This window comes from Sporacetigenium sp. TC11 (assembly GCF_058146105.1).
In genome coordinates this window covers 120466-136954 of record NZ_JBYVNY010000007.1, presented here as the reverse complement: position 1 = coordinate 136954, position 16489 = coordinate 120466, and the positions used below count along the sequence as shown (strand labels likewise).

General features: G+C 28.1%; 21 protein-coding genes. 19 read left to right on the top strand and 2 right to left on the bottom strand.

Translation table 11 applies throughout. The annotated features are described in order from the left end of the window. Positions 1-31 precede the first annotated feature (31 nt). The 10 genes from ACUSRV_RS11570 (at position 32) to ACUSRV_RS11525 (ending at position 5643) form a co-directional block, all read left to right on the top strand. A complete protein-coding gene (locus tag ACUSRV_RS11570) occupies positions 32-781 on the top strand; it encodes a DUF4085 family protein (RefSeq protein WP_490142117.1) in 750 nt (249 codons plus the stop codon). Between the two features lie 116 nt (positions 782-897). Then, positions 898-1326, top strand: coding sequence for a CPBP family glutamic-type intramembrane protease (locus ACUSRV_RS11565; RefSeq protein WP_490142116.1), 429 nt, complete (start codon positions 898-900; stop codon positions 1324-1326). Between the two features lie 173 nt (positions 1327-1499). After that, positions 1500-1931, top strand: a complete 432-nt coding sequence (locus ACUSRV_RS11560) for a hypothetical protein (protein WP_490142115.1) — start codon at positions 1500-1502, stop codon at positions 1929-1931. Positions 1932-2025: 94 nt separating this feature from the next. Then, a complete protein-coding gene (locus tag ACUSRV_RS11555) occupies positions 2026-2541 on the top strand; it encodes a GNAT family N-acetyltransferase (RefSeq protein ID WP_490142114.1) in 516 nt (171 codons plus the stop codon). A gap of 63 nt (positions 2542-2604) precedes the next feature. Beyond that, positions 2605-2790 carry a DUF4177 domain-containing protein gene (locus ACUSRV_RS11550; RefSeq protein ID WP_490142113.1) on the top strand — a complete coding sequence of 62 codons (186 nt, stop codon included), beginning with the start codon at positions 2605-2607 and terminating at the stop codon, positions 2788-2790. A gap of 182 nt (positions 2791-2972) precedes the next feature. Then, entirely contained in the window at positions 2973-3182 is a 210-nt protein-coding gene (locus tag ACUSRV_RS11545; RefSeq protein ID WP_490142112.1) for a hypothetical protein, read from the top strand. A 112-nt stretch (positions 3183-3294) separates the two neighbouring features. Beyond that, positions 3295-3519 carry a glycine zipper domain-containing protein gene (locus tag ACUSRV_RS11540; RefSeq protein ID WP_490142111.1) on the top strand — a complete coding sequence of 75 codons (225 nt, stop codon included), beginning with the start codon at positions 3295-3297 and terminating at the stop codon, positions 3517-3519. A 275-nt stretch (positions 3520-3794) separates the two neighbouring features. After that, positions 3795-4484, top strand: coding sequence for a hypothetical protein (locus ACUSRV_RS11535; protein ID WP_490142110.1), 690 nt, complete (start codon positions 3795-3797; stop codon positions 4482-4484). 39 nt (positions 4485-4523) lie between these two features. After that, positions 4524-4709, top strand: a complete 186-nt coding sequence (locus tag ACUSRV_RS11530) for a hypothetical protein (protein WP_490142109.1) — start codon at positions 4524-4526, stop codon at positions 4707-4709. Between the two features lie 406 nt (positions 4710-5115). Further along, a complete protein-coding gene (locus tag ACUSRV_RS11525) occupies positions 5116-5643 on the top strand; it encodes a hypothetical protein (RefSeq protein WP_490142108.1) in 528 nt (175 codons plus the stop codon). A gap of 180 nt (positions 5644-5823) precedes the next feature. Here the strand turns inward: ACUSRV_RS11525 and ACUSRV_RS11520 are convergent, their stop codons facing one another. Then, on the bottom strand, positions 5824-6477 hold the full coding sequence (locus tag ACUSRV_RS11520; RefSeq protein WP_490142107.1) for a flavodoxin family protein: 654 nt from the start codon (positions 6475-6477) through the stop codon (positions 5824-5826). Between the two features lie 152 nt (positions 6478-6629). Between ACUSRV_RS11520 and ACUSRV_RS11515 the strand changes: the two genes are divergently transcribed. The 4 genes from ACUSRV_RS11515 to ACUSRV_RS11500 all read left to right on the top strand — a co-directional run bounded on the left by ACUSRV_RS11515 (position 6630) and on the right by ACUSRV_RS11500 (position 9824). Beyond that, positions 6630-7007, top strand: a complete 378-nt coding sequence (locus ACUSRV_RS11515) for a winged helix-turn-helix transcriptional regulator (protein WP_490142106.1) — start codon at positions 6630-6632, stop codon at positions 7005-7007. A gap of 201 nt (positions 7008-7208) precedes the next feature. Then, positions 7209-8138, top strand: coding sequence for an alpha/beta hydrolase (locus ACUSRV_RS11510; protein WP_490142105.1), 930 nt, complete (start codon positions 7209-7211; stop codon positions 8136-8138). A 181-nt stretch (positions 8139-8319) separates the two neighbouring features. Next, positions 8320-8697, top strand: a complete 378-nt coding sequence (locus tag ACUSRV_RS11505; protein ID WP_490142104.1) for a MerR family transcriptional regulator — start codon at positions 8320-8322, stop codon at positions 8695-8697. Positions 8698-8708: 11 nt separating this feature from the next. Next, positions 8709-9824 carry an aldo/keto reductase gene (locus ACUSRV_RS11500; protein WP_490142103.1) on the top strand — a complete coding sequence of 372 codons (1116 nt, stop codon included), beginning with the start codon at positions 8709-8711 and terminating at the stop codon, positions 9822-9824. 77 nt (positions 9825-9901) lie between these two features. Here ACUSRV_RS11500 and ACUSRV_RS11495 read toward each other — a convergent pair whose 3' ends face one another. After that, positions 9902-11257, bottom strand: a complete 1356-nt coding sequence (locus tag ACUSRV_RS11495) for a glycosyltransferase family 2 protein (protein WP_490142102.1) — start codon at positions 11255-11257, stop codon at positions 9902-9904. A 224-nt stretch (positions 11258-11481) separates the two neighbouring features. On the opposite strand from ACUSRV_RS11495, the gene ACUSRV_RS11490 reads away from it, so the two are divergent. The 5 genes from ACUSRV_RS11490 to ACUSRV_RS11470 all read left to right on the top strand — a co-directional run bounded on the left by ACUSRV_RS11490 (position 11482) and on the right by ACUSRV_RS11470 (position 16139). Then, the gene (locus tag ACUSRV_RS11490) at positions 11482-12204 is read left to right on the top strand and encodes a VCBS repeat-containing protein (RefSeq protein ID WP_490142101.1); all 723 of its coding nucleotides are present in this window, start codon (positions 11482-11484) and stop codon (positions 12202-12204) included. A gap of 158 nt (positions 12205-12362) precedes the next feature. Next, on the top strand, positions 12363-12935 hold the full coding sequence (locus ACUSRV_RS11485) for a nitroreductase family protein (RefSeq protein WP_490142100.1): 573 nt from the start codon (positions 12363-12365) through the stop codon (positions 12933-12935). Positions 12936-12972: 37 nt separating this feature from the next. After that, positions 12973-13962 (top strand): NAD(P)-dependent oxidoreductase, encoded by a 990-nt coding sequence (locus ACUSRV_RS11480; protein ID WP_490142099.1) that lies wholly within the window; start codon positions 12973-12975, stop codon positions 13960-13962. Positions 13963-14107: 145 nt separating this feature from the next. After that, positions 14108-14815 carry a 4Fe-4S binding protein gene (locus tag ACUSRV_RS11475; RefSeq protein WP_490142098.1) on the top strand — a complete coding sequence of 236 codons (708 nt, stop codon included), beginning with the start codon at positions 14108-14110 and terminating at the stop codon, positions 14813-14815. Between the two features lie 184 nt (positions 14816-14999). After that, a complete protein-coding gene (locus ACUSRV_RS11470) occupies positions 15000-16139 on the top strand; it encodes an AI-2E family transporter (RefSeq protein ID WP_490142097.1) in 1140 nt (379 codons plus the stop codon). Positions 16140-16489: the final 350 nt, after the last annotated feature.

Below are 16489 nucleotides of genomic sequence, written 5' to 3'. Positions count from 1 at the left end.
TATTTCTATTTAGAAAGGATAAAGTTAGGTTATGAATTACTTTACTAAGGAATGGTATGAATTATGTCAAAGAACTGGTGATTATCTGAGTTTAGAGGAAGATAAAGAAGCAGAGTTTTTTTCCGAAGAATATTTCCAACAATTATACAATCAAAAACTTATGGAGCATCTGTCTTTAAATGAAGAAATCGCATCATATAATTTGGATGATATTTATCCTTTAGAAATTAGTCAGGAACCATTTGATAGAAAAAAAGTATCCGAAGAATATTATAAAGCATTTTTATATAATCAAGAATATGTTAAAGGGGCATTACCAAAAGAAATATTAAAAAAGATAGCAGATATTAGGGTTTATGTATTGGGTAAGGCATCTCGCCAAGTAATAAATGATGTAACTCAATTTTGTAAGGAGAATGAAAAGTTAGTAAATAAGGTTATTAAAGATTATGAAATATATTATAAAAAAGCATTGAAGTCATTTAATAGAAATATAGTTGATAATATAAACTTTCATGATTGTATTATTAAAGATATAAAACAGACGGAACAGGTTTTATCCATATCATTTGATAATTCAGGAGGATTTACCAATATAGATCAAATAAATTTTAAGAGTTATAAAATAATAAGGCAAGATGGTTTTTTAATAAATTCATGGTGGCTTTATGAGGAAATTTATAAAACAAATGACACATATGAATTACATATATTACTTCAAAATGAAAATATGAATATAGAAGAATTTACTATTTCTGCTGAACATATTTCCTTTAAATAAAATCAGCCAAAAGATTATTATTTAAGGTAGTGCGTGCTATATATTTGATACGTAAAAATAGACTAAGAAAAAGCTCAGTAAATAATAGAATATTAAAAATAGATTAGGGGGATTTTGTGAGAAACATATTTTTAAAAATACATAATTATCTTAAAGGAGTATCTCCTATTAAGTTTATTTTTATATCTTTCGTATCTACATATCTCATTGTAATTCCATTCATTCCTATTTATATATATTATACAAATAATATAGGAGATAGGGGTGGACCAAGTTTTATAGGAGATAATTTTGTTTTCGATTTTTTTACAGCAGTTATATTTGCACCTATATTTGAGACATTTTTAAATCAATTAGCTGTTATAAGATTAGGAGAAGATTTTCTAAAAATAGAAAATAAATATATTTTAGTACTTTTATCTGCTTTAGTTTTTGGCCTAGGCCATTACTATAGTCTTATATATATATTTCAAACTTTTTTAATAGGATTGATTTTAGCATACTCTTTTATATTATATGACGATACAAAACACAGTGCTTTTTGAATAGTCACTATAATACATGCTTTAAAAAACTTTGTAGCACTTATTGTTTCCTTTTTTTTCTAAGTTGTGGCTCAGACTTATTTATCTTTACTAAATACTTATAAAATATAAATAACAAATACCGAATTATTGAATATAATGTAGCATAAATATGATTTGAAAGAAGGTGTATAATGGGAAAAAATAAATGGTTATCTTATTTTAGATATATGTTAGTCCTTCTATGTTATTTTGTTTTTAGCAATAAAATATTAATATTTTGGGATAAACAAAGGGAAATGACATACAATCCTTTTCCATCAATGTTATGGTCAATGATAATATTTGTAGTTCTTGGATTACTACTTGGATTAGAGACATTTTTATTAGAAACTAAAAAAGAAGGAACTTGGAGAGTGAATTTACCTAAAATTATATTATTAGGAGTTCCTACACTTTATTTTTCTTTAGGCATATTTATCATGTATATTCCATTAAGTTTTATTCAGCAGCCTTTATCTTATCCGCTACAATTCTTTTTAGGAGATAGCACTAACTTTCTATCAATTTTCCAAGTGATTTTAGGCTATATAGTTATTACAAGTTTCACAAAGGTAGAAGACTAAACATTTTTATTATACCTACTTTTCAAGTAGGTATGTTTCTTTTTTCAGTTCTTGGGATAGGTACACTTTATAAAAGGTTAAAGGGGTGAATATTATGGTATTTAAGTTGGTTGAGCCAACATTGGAAATGGAAAAAGAATATAACGATTATATAGATGAATGGGAGCAATTAGGGGAGACTATTATTCCAGCTGCATCAATAAGAAATAACTTTAATTATAAATATTTAATTGAGAAATGGAGAGAACAAAAAACTAACAAAGTATATGAACAGGGTTTTGTTCCGGCTTCAATATATTTTTTAGTAGATGAAAATAAGAAAATATATGGATCTTTACATATTAGACATGAGTTAAATGATTATTTATTAAACCATGGTGGACATATAGGTTATGGAATAAGGCCTTCTCAACGTAGAAGAGGATATGCAACTCAAATGCTTTCTTTATCATTAACAATAGCAGGAAAACTTGGTATTAAAAAAGTACTAGTTACTTGTAACAAAAACAACGTATCATCATCAAAAACAATATTAAATAATGGTGGAGTACTAGAGAATGAAGTTATTAAAGATGGAGAAATAACTCAAAGATACTGGATAGAAATATAGTAATTAACTGTACTTTAGTAAAATCAATTATTGTTAAATATATTAAATTAGGAGGGGAAATTAATGTATCAATATAAATTTGTAAAAGCAACTTTAGGAGGATTTTTTACAGAGGCAAACCATCATGAGATTATTAAACAGCATGCTGAAGAAGGATGGAGATTAGTGCAAGTTCTCCCTAGCCAATACAATACAAACGGTAAGCCTATAGATTATGAAATTATTTTTGAGAAGAAAATTAATGATTAAGTCCTGAAATATTATTTATATATTACGCAGTAGTATAATACTATGGATTAAATGATTGAAAATGTTTTTTAATCTAGTTTACTTATATTCTTAAATTAAAATATAATTAATCTATATCAAAAGGGGGATTTCAAGAGAATTAGCATTAACTAAATTAAACAAATTTGAATAGGGGGTATATTGTGAGTAATAGGATTAAATTTACAATAACAGTCATTGTTGTTACATTTGTGTTCATGTTTTTAGACTTCTATGTTTTAGGAAACATTGAAAGTTTAATTGGAGATAGTATTGGTGAAAGAGCATTCACTTGGTTTTGGTATTTATTTGTTTCTTCAATAATTAGTTATTTAATAGTTTTTAAAGCAAAAAATAAGCTAGATAAGGATTAGTTATGAGCGTATTACATAGTATTTATAAACTCTATAATGTGCTTAATTTATTATAACTACCTAATGAACTAAATATAATTTAGTAAAACCCATATAAAAAGGGGGGATTTTATTGGAATTTATTAAATCTATTGTAAAAAAACATAGCAAAACTATAGTACATATGAAAAAAGGCAACATTTACATTACATGTCTATTAATTGGAATAGGAACAGGAAGTGCAGTTGGAGTTGTATCTGGACATTATGTTATGGGACCATCTATTGGTTCAGGTGTTGGTGCGTTTATAGGAGGATTAATTGAGTATTCAAACGATAAAAAGATAAAAAAAGTATAATATTTTCAAAATATAAATTAATAGAAACCATATCTTAGTCAACCTTAAAACCAATATTTTATCAACGCTATTCTAAAACACAGTTTTTATATAATATGAAATAAAAGAATAAGAACTAGTTTTTCTTCTTTTACTATATTCTTAATTTAATTATTAAAAAGACGGGGTCGTGTTTCACGAGGAGGGGTATAACTCAACTACTTATATACAAAAAACAACCGTTTATACTTACTTATACATATTACAAACTCGCTATACAAATAGGAGGTCACAATGTGAATAAAAATAAATTAGGAATATTAGGATTTATATTAATAATTTTTGGATTTTATTTTAGCTTTACATTTGGCAATGAGTTTACTTTAGGTGACACTATATTAAATAACATTGGATTAAAATCATGGTCTAATGGAAATTCAGGATTTCATATAACATTTATATATTCTGTAGTCATTATAGCTATTGGTTGGATTTTAGCATGCAGATATTTAGGGGAAAAATATCCTAGATTAGTAGAAAATATTCCAATATACTTATTTACACTATCAATAGGTACTGTAATTGCAAGTAATCTTCTGTTTAGTGAAAAAGTAATTACTAATTCACATTCAAGTTATGATACTGAAAAATATAAAATATCATTTGATGGGGACATAACTGTGAAAAATATAAATATATCTAAAAGTAATAAACAATTGACTATTCCAATAGGGTTTGAAATAAAGGAGAACTTAGATTTTAAAAACGGAGATATTCTTAGAATACAGTTAATAGATAATAAAGGAAGTGTATATGAAGAGCTATCTAAAAATAAATATTATGATATAGGTTACTACGGATTTTACTCTAAGTTTAACATTAAAAATATAAACTCTAAAGATTACTATAGAATGGTTTTTAGTATTAAAGAAAATGACATTTATAAAAACGTTTTTGAAACTAGAATTTATGGACATGAACTATAATGTTATATATAGAATAAATACAAAGGGGGATAACAAATTATGGAGATTTGTAAATCAGCAAAAGTTGGAATCTCTATTCAGATTATCGCATTGGTCATTATGATTCTTCTTGTGCTATTAAATAAAACCATTCCAAATATACTTGTTTGGATTTTTTCTATAGGCTTAGCGATTGCATTGGGTGGGTCATTATTTGAAGTGCATAAAAAAAATAATAAAAAATAAAAGTGTTATAAACTCAAGTTTATAGAATTGAATTGTGTTAATGCACACTATTTAATAATTATATTTTAAGTTAGTGCTAAATTTTATATTTTCAGTAAATAGATTATAATCGTTTAGATTGGTAGGTGATAAACATGTCAATTAATACTGTTCCAATGATAATAGGTATTCTTTGTGCATTTGCTGGTATAGGAATTACTATATATTATACATTCAAAGAAGATAATACTAGTAGTACAGATAATAAATAATCTCGAATATCTAGAATCGATTTCAACACCATATTTAAATACTACTCAGAAGTAAGTAATGTGTAGATATGTTTTTAGAAGCAAGGGAGTATATAGTGTTTTAGACTAATAAAAAACGATATAATAGATTTTAATAATCAAAAAAGGGGGTTTTCATGAAAAAAGTTTATTATATAGACTTATGCCTAATAATAATATCGTTAATTTTATTATTAATGTTTATAAAAAATATAGCTTATACAAAAGATGTAATAACTTTAATAGTATTTTTGATGGCAAGTATTCTTGTTAATTATAAGTTAAGAATTGTAAGAAAAAATCCTCCTAGTACCAAGCTTTCAACTAAAGAAAGAATTGACTCTTTCCTTCTTTTATTAGGAAAGGTATTTTTTCTACTTGAAATTATTTCAAATGGGTTTTATTCAGATAATGCACTAATAGGAGTATTAGCAGTATTCTTAGGTCACTCATATTTAATTTTAAATTATTCATATCTACATAACGATTATTGGATAAGAGTAGGTTTAGGACCAATTTCACTTAAAAATATAAGATATTTGTATATTGACAGAAAGTTTATAGACCAAGTATATTTAAATATTACTACTAATGAAGGAAAATCTTTTAAATGTTGTATGTCACAAAAAGAATATATATTACTTGGCTCTATAAAATCAAGTTGATTGTTTCATTTATATACTTTTATTTTTATTTCTTAATTAATGGATAGTTTTTATAAACTGTGAATTAATTTTTAAGATAAAAAGGGGTTTGTTTTTAGTTAAAAAACACACCCCTTTTTACGTGATTTCTATTGTGATTTTGATTGAGATTTTATAATTTGCACTTCAAAAGTAAACCCGTTACTTTAGTAAGCTAACACCTAGTTCAAATGCTTTTTGGCAATCTATAGGAAATTGAATTTTTCTTTGTGATGCTTTTGCTTCTTCAGAAAAGGCACTAGATTCATATTTTGAGTAATCATCAAATTGGTAAGTATCATTTGAATACATAACTAATGGTTTTGTAAGTGTACGTTCAATAGCAGATTCAATGTTATTGAAGGTTTTTGGATAACCAACTTGTTCCATACGATTTTCTGGAACATTCATTGTATAAATGAATGCTGTTGGCATCTTCTTTGGTGCAATTGAAGAATAATTCTCATCATACACTAAATTAGGAAATAATAGTCTTTCTAAAAATGACTGTAATTGACCTGTTATATTACCAAAATATATTGGAGAACCAAAGATAATACCATCAGCTTGAGATACCTTTTCTAAAACTTCTTGAATATCATCTTTGACTGTACATTTTCCATAACTTTTACCTTCAATTCTTTTACAAGCAAAGCAACTTTTACACCCAGTATAGCTTAAATCATATAAATTAATGATTTCAGTTTCAATTTCTTTATCTTTTACTGATTCTTTTACTCCATCTAAAGCTTTTTGAAGTAATGTAGCTGTATTTTTATTTTTTCTTGGACTTCCGTTAATAGCATAAACTTTCATAGTAGCACTCCTCTTTCTTTATATTTTCTATAGTATTTTGTTTTTAAATTTCTGTTATAATAAATATAGCATAAGGTCATAAATCTACAAGTACGTATTTTTTTCTGTGTTAGTATAAAAAATATACCATTAAATTTAGAGGAGTTGTAACTATGAATAATAATAAGGATTGCAATGTAGAATTCCCTGGGAATAATATATATGAGAACAAATGTCCCCTTATATACGCATTAGAGATTATTGGACAGAAATGGAAGTTGCCTATTATGTGGTACTTATTTGCAAATGATTTCACTAGATATAATGAATTAAAACGAAAAGTTAAAGGTATTACTAATATGATGCTTACAAAATCTTTAAAAGAATTAGAAGAACATAATCTTATTGTTAGAATCCAATATGAAGCGATTCCTCCTAAAGTTGAATATGCTCTAACAGAAAGAGGTAAAGCATTACTTCCTGCATTGAATGAATTATCTATATGGGGTGAAGAACAACTTAAACTTGATAAGTCGAAATCAGATTTTTAAACGCTTTTCATTTCTTCAATGTAATAGGACTTGGAAGTTGAAATTATATTTTCTACTTACTAAAAACTGATTCCGCATTTGTACTTGAATAGATAGAAATTAATAAGCATAATTTATATAGTATAGATCATGTGTATTAATTTAATTTTAAAGTAGTGAAAATATGAAATACGATAAGAGATTTTTCTTGGGGGAATAATTATGATAAATAAAAGCTTTACCTTTAAATCAGAAGATGGGACGCAAATACACGTTTATGAATGGTTACCTGAGGAACATATTGAAGTTAGGGGTATTGTACAAGTATCTCATGGTATGGCAGAAACAAGTGCTAGATATGAAAGATTTGCAAAGAAATTAACTGATAATGGATATATTGTATATGCAAATGACCATAGAGGTCATGGAAAAACAGCTAAGGTTATAGAAAATGTTGGATATCTTGCAGATAAAGATGGATTTAAATTGCTTGTTGAAGATGTACATAAACTAACTGAAATTATAAAAAAAGAATATCCTAAACTACCTTTATTTTTATTTGGACATAGTATGGGATCATTTATTGCTCAAAGATATATTATGTTATACGGCAATGAATTAAAGGGAGCTATACTTTCTGGTTCAAATGGGAAACAAGGAATAATACTAGATATAGGCTTACTTTTAGCAAAAAATGAGATTAAGAAAAATGGAAGAAAGACAAAAAGCGAAAAGTTAAACAAAATAATGTTTGGCGGATTTAATAGTGCATTTAAGCCAACAAGAACAGAATTTGATTGGTTAAGCAAAGATGAAGATGAGGTAGATAATTATATTAATGACCCTTTCTGTGGTGGTGTTTTTACTTCTGGATTTTTCTACGACTTTTTTATCGGGTTAAAAGAAATCGAAAACAAAAATAATTTAATAAATGTACCAAAGGATTTGCCTATTTATATTTTTTCCGGAGATAAAGATCCTGTAGGTAAAAATGGTAAAGGTATAATTAGACTGTTTAATACTTATAAAGGACTTAATATTAAAGATGTAACTTACAAGCTATATAAAGATGGAAGGCATGAAATGCTCAACGAAACTAACAGAGAAGAAGTAATACAAGAAGTCATTGATTGGATAGATACTCATAGATAAGGTACTCAAGTCTCTAGCTTGGGTGCTTTTTTAGTTATTAAAAACTACTTGACTTAGAGTTAACTTCAAGTGATAAACTATTATATAAAGGTTATAAAGATTGCGAAACCATTTGGCGTGGATATTATATATAAAATGAAACAGGCTGTTAAATTTTTTGGGAATTAGGAGGTACAAAGACGTGACTATTACAGAAGTAAGTAAAAAATTTGATCTTACTCAGGATACACTCCGCTATTATGAAAGAATCGGACTTATTCCAACTGTTAACAGGAATAAAAATGGAATTAGGAATTATACTGAAGAAGATTGTAGGTGGGTTGAGTTTATTAAATGTATGAGAGGTGCAGGTCTTCCAATTGAAATATTAATTGAGTATGTTGGTTTGTTTCAACAGGGAGATGAAACCATTGAAGCAAGAAAAGAACTATTAGTAGAACAACGTAGGATATTAACAGAAAAAATGGAAGATATGAAGAAAACAATAGAACGTCTTGATTATAAAGTTGAAAGTTATGAAAACTCAGTAGTTGAAAAAGAAAAAGAACTGAGAAAATAGGAGGATTAGTAATGAAAAAATTAGGATTTGGATTTATGCGTTTACCGGTAAATAGCCAGGATGATCTAACAAACATAAATTTTGATACTTTAAATAAAATGGTAGATAATTTTTTAGAAAGAGGATTTACATATTTTGATACAGCTTATATGTATCATGCTGGTAAAAGTGAGATAGCTATTAGAGAGGCTTTAGTAAAACGACATAAGAGAGACAGTTTCACTATAGCAACAAAATTGCCAGTTGTGTTTTTGAAAACAAAGGAAGATCAAGAAAGAATTTTTAATGAGCAGTTAGAAAAATGTGGTGTTAATTACTTCGACTACTATCTACTTCACAATTTAGGTGTAGCTCACTATGAAATAGCTCAAAGGTTAGATAGTTTCGCATTTGTTGAGCAAAAAAAAAAAGAAGGAAAAATTAAACACATGGGATTCTCATATCATGATAACGCTGACTTATTAGATGAAATTTTAACAGCACATCCTGAAGTGGATTTTGTTCAGTTACAAATTAATTATTTGGATTGGGACAGTGAAAGTATTCAGTCAAGAAAATGCTACGAAGTAGCAAGAAAACACAATAAACTAGTTATTGTTATGGAGCCTGTCAAAGGTGGTACATTGGCAAAAGTGCCACAAAAAGCAGAGGGATTATTTAAAGAATATGATCCAAACATGTCTATACCATCATGGGCTATACGTTATGCGGCAAGCCTTGATGGAGTTATGATGGTATTAAGTGGAATGTCTGATATAGAGCAACTTTTGGATAATACAGGATATATGCAGGAGTTTAAGCCATTTGTACAAGAAGAATATGACATTGTGAAAGAAGCTGTAAATATTATCAACGAAGCAATTGCAATTCCATGTACAGCCTGTCAATATTGTGTAGAGGACTGTCCAAAAAATATAGCTATTCCAAATTATTTTTCATTATATAATGCTGAAAATCAATCTTTGAACAAAGGGTTTTCTATACAAGGGGTATATTATAACAATTATACAAAAAAATATGGAAAGGCATCAGACTGTATCCAATGTAGAAAGTGTGAAAAACATTGCCCACAACATATCGAGATTACAAAACATTTAAAGGATGTAGTTGCTACTTTTGAAGTGTAAATTGTTTTGGGTGAATAAAAATTAAAAATATAAATAAAGGAAGCCAAATGGCTTCCTTAAAATTATTTGAAAATTTACTACCACTTTCTACTTAATTTTAAAAACTCTTGAATGTATCCTATTATAGATATTGGAGACATTAACATCTGATAAAATAACACAAACAATACAAATCCAAGCTTATTTTTTCTTAATTTTAAATCTAATTCCTTGAAAACGTACTTCTTTTTATACCTATATTCAATGTAAAAAGTCAACAAGCTAAGTGGCAATACTAATAATGTTATTATACCAACAATATAGTAGTATCCTAAAAATGCAAGAATCAATCCTGGAATCCAAAACAATGTATAACTTAAATCTAAATATGGTACTATAATGTCAACCCCAGTTAGGTATTTTGATAAAGATCTAGGGGTAGACCAAGGTTTAACCTCTTTTAATGCTTCTATCATACCACGTGCCCATCTAGAGCGTTGTCTCCAAAAATGTTTTAAGCTTGAAGGAACCAGTGTATAAGCTACAGCTAAAGGTTCATAGTAAACCTTGTATCCTTTATAGAACATTTTCCATGTCAAAACAATATCTTCACCTATCGCATCGGACCAACCATCTATTGATTTTAGCACATCTGTTTTATAAATACTAAAAGCTCCTTGAGCTACAAGTACACCTTGATATAAACCTTGCATACGTTTTATTGCAGAAATACTAAAAAAATAATCCCAATCTTGCATCTTAGATAAAAAACTTTCGCGGCTGTTTTTTACTAACATACATCCAGCTACAGCACAGATATTATCTGGAGAATGCTTAATTCTAGTGACTAAAGCATTGACGGAATTTGATAATATTACAGTATCTGCATCTAATGTAATTAAGTATTGAGTATTTATATTACTTAATCCACTATTTAAAGCATTAAATTTTCCGCGTATTTTTTCTTTCATAATTGTTATATCTAATCCCATATCTAATTTAGCTTTCTCCACTTCAAGAAGAGTATTATCGGTTGAATTATTATCTACAACTAATACAGATATTTTACCTTTGTAATCCTGCTTATTTATATAACTAAGTGTATTATATATATTTTTTTCTTCATTATATGCAGGGAGTAGTATAGTTACGTCATCATCTACTTCGTTATCTATTAGTTTCTTTTGTTTGTCTAGTAATAAACTAACAGCTAAAAACATGTTTAAATATCCTGGAATATATGCTATACCAGTTATAATTATTATTGATAGCGCTAAATTAGTTAGATTGCCTATATCTATAATCCAATCTATAGAAATATATATGGAAAACAGGGTCCACAGTAATGCAAAGAGTGAACTAATCACGAACTTAGCACTAACACTTATATAGAATTTTCTTTTGTATTTCTTTGATTTTTCTTCTGGGGGACGACTTTTTATAACTGTCGACATAATGTTTCCTCCAGAAATATACTTATTTAATTAATAGACTTTGCCTAAAATTTAGAGTACTTTAATAGTTAAAATTACCCCTAAATTAGTTTATTTCTCTATTATATTATATTAACTATAATTAGATTACTTATTTTATTGTTAGTTTTATAAGTTTATCTGTATCAATTTTTTTCCTTAATTCATAAGATATTATATTACGTTTATAATTTAAGGAGGTTAATATGTACAATTATTATAGCCCCAATTTCATGCGTCAAGATGTTCTATATATTGTTAGAGGAGACGTAAATGGCGATAGAATATCTGATAAGATATATCTTACTGGAGCAATAACACAATCAAGTCCATTTGTTCAAAACATAACTCTTGTAATACAAGATGGGAGAACAGGTAGGAGCATAACAGTACCTCTAAAAGAAAATGCAGGATATAATCCTAGATTGTTTTTAGGAGATTTTACTGGCGACAAAGTAAATGATATATTAATTAGCATTGATTCAGGTGGAAGTGGAGGCATGATGTATCACTATATTTATTCATTTAATAATAATAGACTTCAACTAATCTTTGATGTAGATGCATACAACAATGAATATGAATATGATGTTACTTATGAAGACAACTATAAAGTTGAAGTTAATAGTAATGAAAATAATGAAAGATACATTATAGATATATCTCTTAGGGGAGATGATTATTTAAATGAAATATACGATGAAAATGGCAAACTTAAAGAGAGAATAAGTGGATTTGTAAATCCTTTAAGCGGTTTGTATCCTGTAGATTTTAATTACGATGGAGTTTATGAACTTTTGGCATATCAAAAAATAGCTGGAAGATATAATGCAGATGGTCTAGGATATTTCTTAAATACCCTAAAATGGGAAAATGATAAATTTGTCTTAGATAATCAAAATGTAGCTATTTGGGGGTCAGAGGGATAGAAAATAAGGCACTCGAGTTTTTACTTGGGTGCTTTTTACTATATTTAGCATTTTGTATATTGACAAAGGAAGCAATGTAATAAATAATATGTACAAAGTACATAATATAGCGATGTACATAAAAATGGTCAAATTAACAAAGTGGAGGGGAATTTCATATGATTAAAGAGTTAGTTAAGAAAAATAGAACATATAGAAGGTTTTATCAAGATGTAGACATCGACCGTAGTGCTTTAGAAGAATTAGTTGATTTAGCTAGATTATCTTCATCAGGTGCAAACCTTCAAGCGTTAAAATATATTATCTCAAATGAACCTAAGAAAAACGATATTATTTTTAAACATTTAAAGTGGGCAGGATACTTACCTGAATGGAGTGGTCCTGAAGAAGGAGAAAAACCTTCAGCTTATATTGTTATGGTTGGAGATACTAATATAAGCAAAAATTACCTATGGGATCATGGAATAGCATGCCAAAGTATTCTTTTAGGAGCTTGTGAAAAGGGCTTTGGTGGTTGTATGTTTGGGGCAGTTGATAGACAAGGCTTAAGAAAAGACCTTAATATAGCCGATGAATATGAAGTTTTATTAGTAATTGCCCTTGGAAAGCCAAAAGAAGAAGTTGTTATAGAAGAATTACCTGAAAATGGTAATATAAAATATTATAGAGATGAAAATGGAGTTCATCATGTACCAAAGAGAAAATTGGAAGATTTAATATTAGATATATAAATAGACATAATCAAATTAATACATAGAGGAGTATGCTATGAAGATTTTAATTATTGCAAATGAAGACAGATATAGAAAGTATATGCCAGATATAGATATTGTGAAAAATATTACTATGGTTTTCTGCCCTCGTGGTGCAAGTGATGAAGAACTATTAGAAGCTGCTTCTGACGCTGATGCTATTGCCATTGACCCTATGGCAACTCTTTCTGGGAATGTAATCCGAAATATGCCCAATTTAAAAATAATCCAGTCAGAAGGTGTTGGATTCAATGGTATTGATATCCAGGCAGCAAAGGAAAGGGGTATATATGTATGTAACTGCAAAGGTGCAAATGCAGGGGCCGTTGCAGAACAGGCAGTACTTTTAATGTTGGCTTTACTTCGCAACATTATTGTTGGTGATCGCACTGAGCGTGAAGGCTATCAGATGCAAATGAAGGAAAGAATGATGGTTGAAGGTATTGCAGAACTAGGCGATTGCAAAATTGGTCTTATTGGATTTGGTGATATTGCAAAGGCAACGGCAAAAAGATTAAAGCCTTTTGAATGTGAAATATATTATAATGCTAAAACAAAAAAGCCAGTAGATGAAGAGAAAGAATATGAAGTATCTTATATGGATTTAGATGAAATGGCACGTACTTGTGATATTATAAGTATTCACTGTCCTGTAACATCTGAAACTACAGGAATGATTAACAGTGAATTCCTAAGTAAAATGAAGCCTACGTCTTATATAATAAATACAGCTAGAGGCGAAATAGTTGATAACGAAGCACTCTATAATGCTATTGTATCCCGTCAAATTAAAGGTGCTGGCTTAGATACAGTTTATCCAGAACCTACAACAAAGGATAACATTCTTTTGAATTTGCCGCAGGAACATGCTGATAAAATAATTTTTTCACCACACATCGGTGGAATTACTACAAGTTATTTCTTCCGTGCACATAGGAAAAATTGGACTAATATTGATACTGCATTAAAGGGCCAGCGCCCTGAACATATTGTAAATGAATTATAAAAATTAAGTAAACAAACAGTAGAGTGGATTTTAATTAAAAATCCACTCTTTTTTCTTTGATATGAAAATAATGTTGACACATAAATCAATATATCGTAATATAATAATATAAAGATATATCATTAGAAAATAAGGAGGAGAAAATATGAAGAAGATTTTAGATTTATACAAAAAATATGCTTATACATTGTTTTTTACATTTATATTATTAGGTCTGTTTGATTTAAGATTTGCATTAGCTGCAATAGTCTGTATGGTACTTCCTGTTGTATTTGCCTTGTTTGGTAAAGGGAGATACTGGTGTGGAAATTTTTGTCCAAGGGGTAATTTTTATGATAATGTAATGAAAAAAATAGTAAAACCAAAGAAAAGAGCTCCTAAGTTTATATCAAGTGTATGGTTTAGAGTATTGGTTATAATCTATTTAATATCTAATTTTACAATAGGGCTAATGAAGACTTGGGGAGATTTGTATGGGATGGGTATGGTGTTTTATAGAATAATAGTTATAACATCTATAGTAGGTATAATACTTGCACCTATTTATGGTCATAGAACATGGTGTAAATTCTGTCCAATGGGTAGCTTAGCTTCATTTGTAGCTAGATTTAGAAAAACTAATGGTATGGTAGTAGCATCTAGTTGTGTAAGCTGTGGATTATGTAATAAAAGTTGTCCAATGGATATAGATGTTAAATCATATAAAGGAGGAGTTGTAACTCATCCGGATTGTATAAGTTGTGGTATATGTGAATATAAGTGCCCTAAAAAAGCTATAAATTACGAAGTATCAATAAAAAAAGTGGAAGGATTAGGGTATTCAATAGATTCTAGTAGTAAAGCCACTAAATAAATTAATAATTAAGGAGCTAGTGTGATTATACCTAGCTCCTTTTAAAATTCATATTTATACATAATCAACACTTACTATTTTGTGTATTAACAAATATAGAAATTTATCAAAAAATATGTACAATAGTATATAATAGAGAATGTAAGTAAAATGATTAAATTAATAAAATGGAGGAATAAATTAAGTGGATCATAATAAAAAAGTTATAAGTATTGCTAAGTATTTTTTATTAGCAGTATGTTTTGTACTTTTAGTAAAGTATTCTGAGGGGGTTTTATTAGAATTAAGAAATATCAGTAGTGCAGTTTTACCTTTAGTTTATGGATTGGTGATAGCTTATGTTTTAAACATATTAATTAGCAAGTTAGAAAAAATATATTTTCCTAAATCAAATAATAAGGTTATAAAAGAATCTAAAAGGGCTGTTTGTATCTTATTATCTATATTGATAATTATAGGGATAATAGTAATAGTAGCTTTAATAGTAATACCAGAATTTGTTAATGCAGTTTCTGTTATTATAACTGCAATTCCGGGAGCGTTAGAAACTGTTAAAGAGTTTATTATAACTAATAGCTATAAGTATGAAATAGTTGAAAAAGCATTAGCTACACTAAAAATAGATATTGATGCAGTTTTAGGTAGTGTTATGACTGCAGCATCAGGTATACTAACAAGTATTTTGAACTCTATTCTTTCAGGTGTAAGCTCATTTACTAGTGGGTTAATGAATTTTGTTATTGCATTTGTATTTGCTATTTATGTTCTAATATATAAAGAAAAGCTATTTATTCAGATAAGAAAGGTAATGAAGGCTTTCTTGAAAAATAAAACTATAGAGAAGATAGATTATGTTTTACGTGTTACTAATGATTCATTTTCAAACTTTATAGTAGGTCAATGTGTGGAAGCAGTTATTATAGGTTGTTTATGTACTATTGGAATGCTTATATTCAGGTTTCCATATGCGGTCACAGTTGGAGCTTTTATCAGTGCCACTGCATTAATTCCAATTGTCGGTGCATATATAGGTGCAGCGTTGGGAGCTTTTCTTATTCTAACGATAAGTCCAGCGAAGGCTCTATTATTTTTGATTTTTATAGCTATACTTCAACAATTGGAAAATAACCTTATTTATCCTAAAATAGTAGGGTCAAGTATAGGCCTTCCGGGTATATGGGTATTTGCTGCAATAACATTAGGTGCTGGGTTAGGTGGAATTGTTGGGATGGTTTTAAGTGTCCCTATAACTGCAAGTATTTATAGATTATTTAGCAATAAAGTTCACAATAAGCTGAGAAATAAAGAAGAAATTAGTATTTAATCTAGGATGAGCTATCCAAATAACAAGATAGCTCATCCTTTTATTTTAAACCATATATTAATAACTATTAGTTTTTGAATTACTTATCAAAATGATAATTCATTATCAGTTTGATAATTCCTGTTCCTTTGATGTTTTGCCACAGTAAGACAAGCTTTGGTAAGATTATCATTTTGATATTAATTATCGTTTTGATATTTATTATTGATTTGATATTTTGTGACAGCAGAACAAGTTTTGAAAAAAATTATCATTTTGATACTTTTATAATTTTTTTGTGAAATATATAGCAAATAACTATAAGAAACGCAACATCTACATTTTATTACAAGAAAAAACAGTATTCAGCT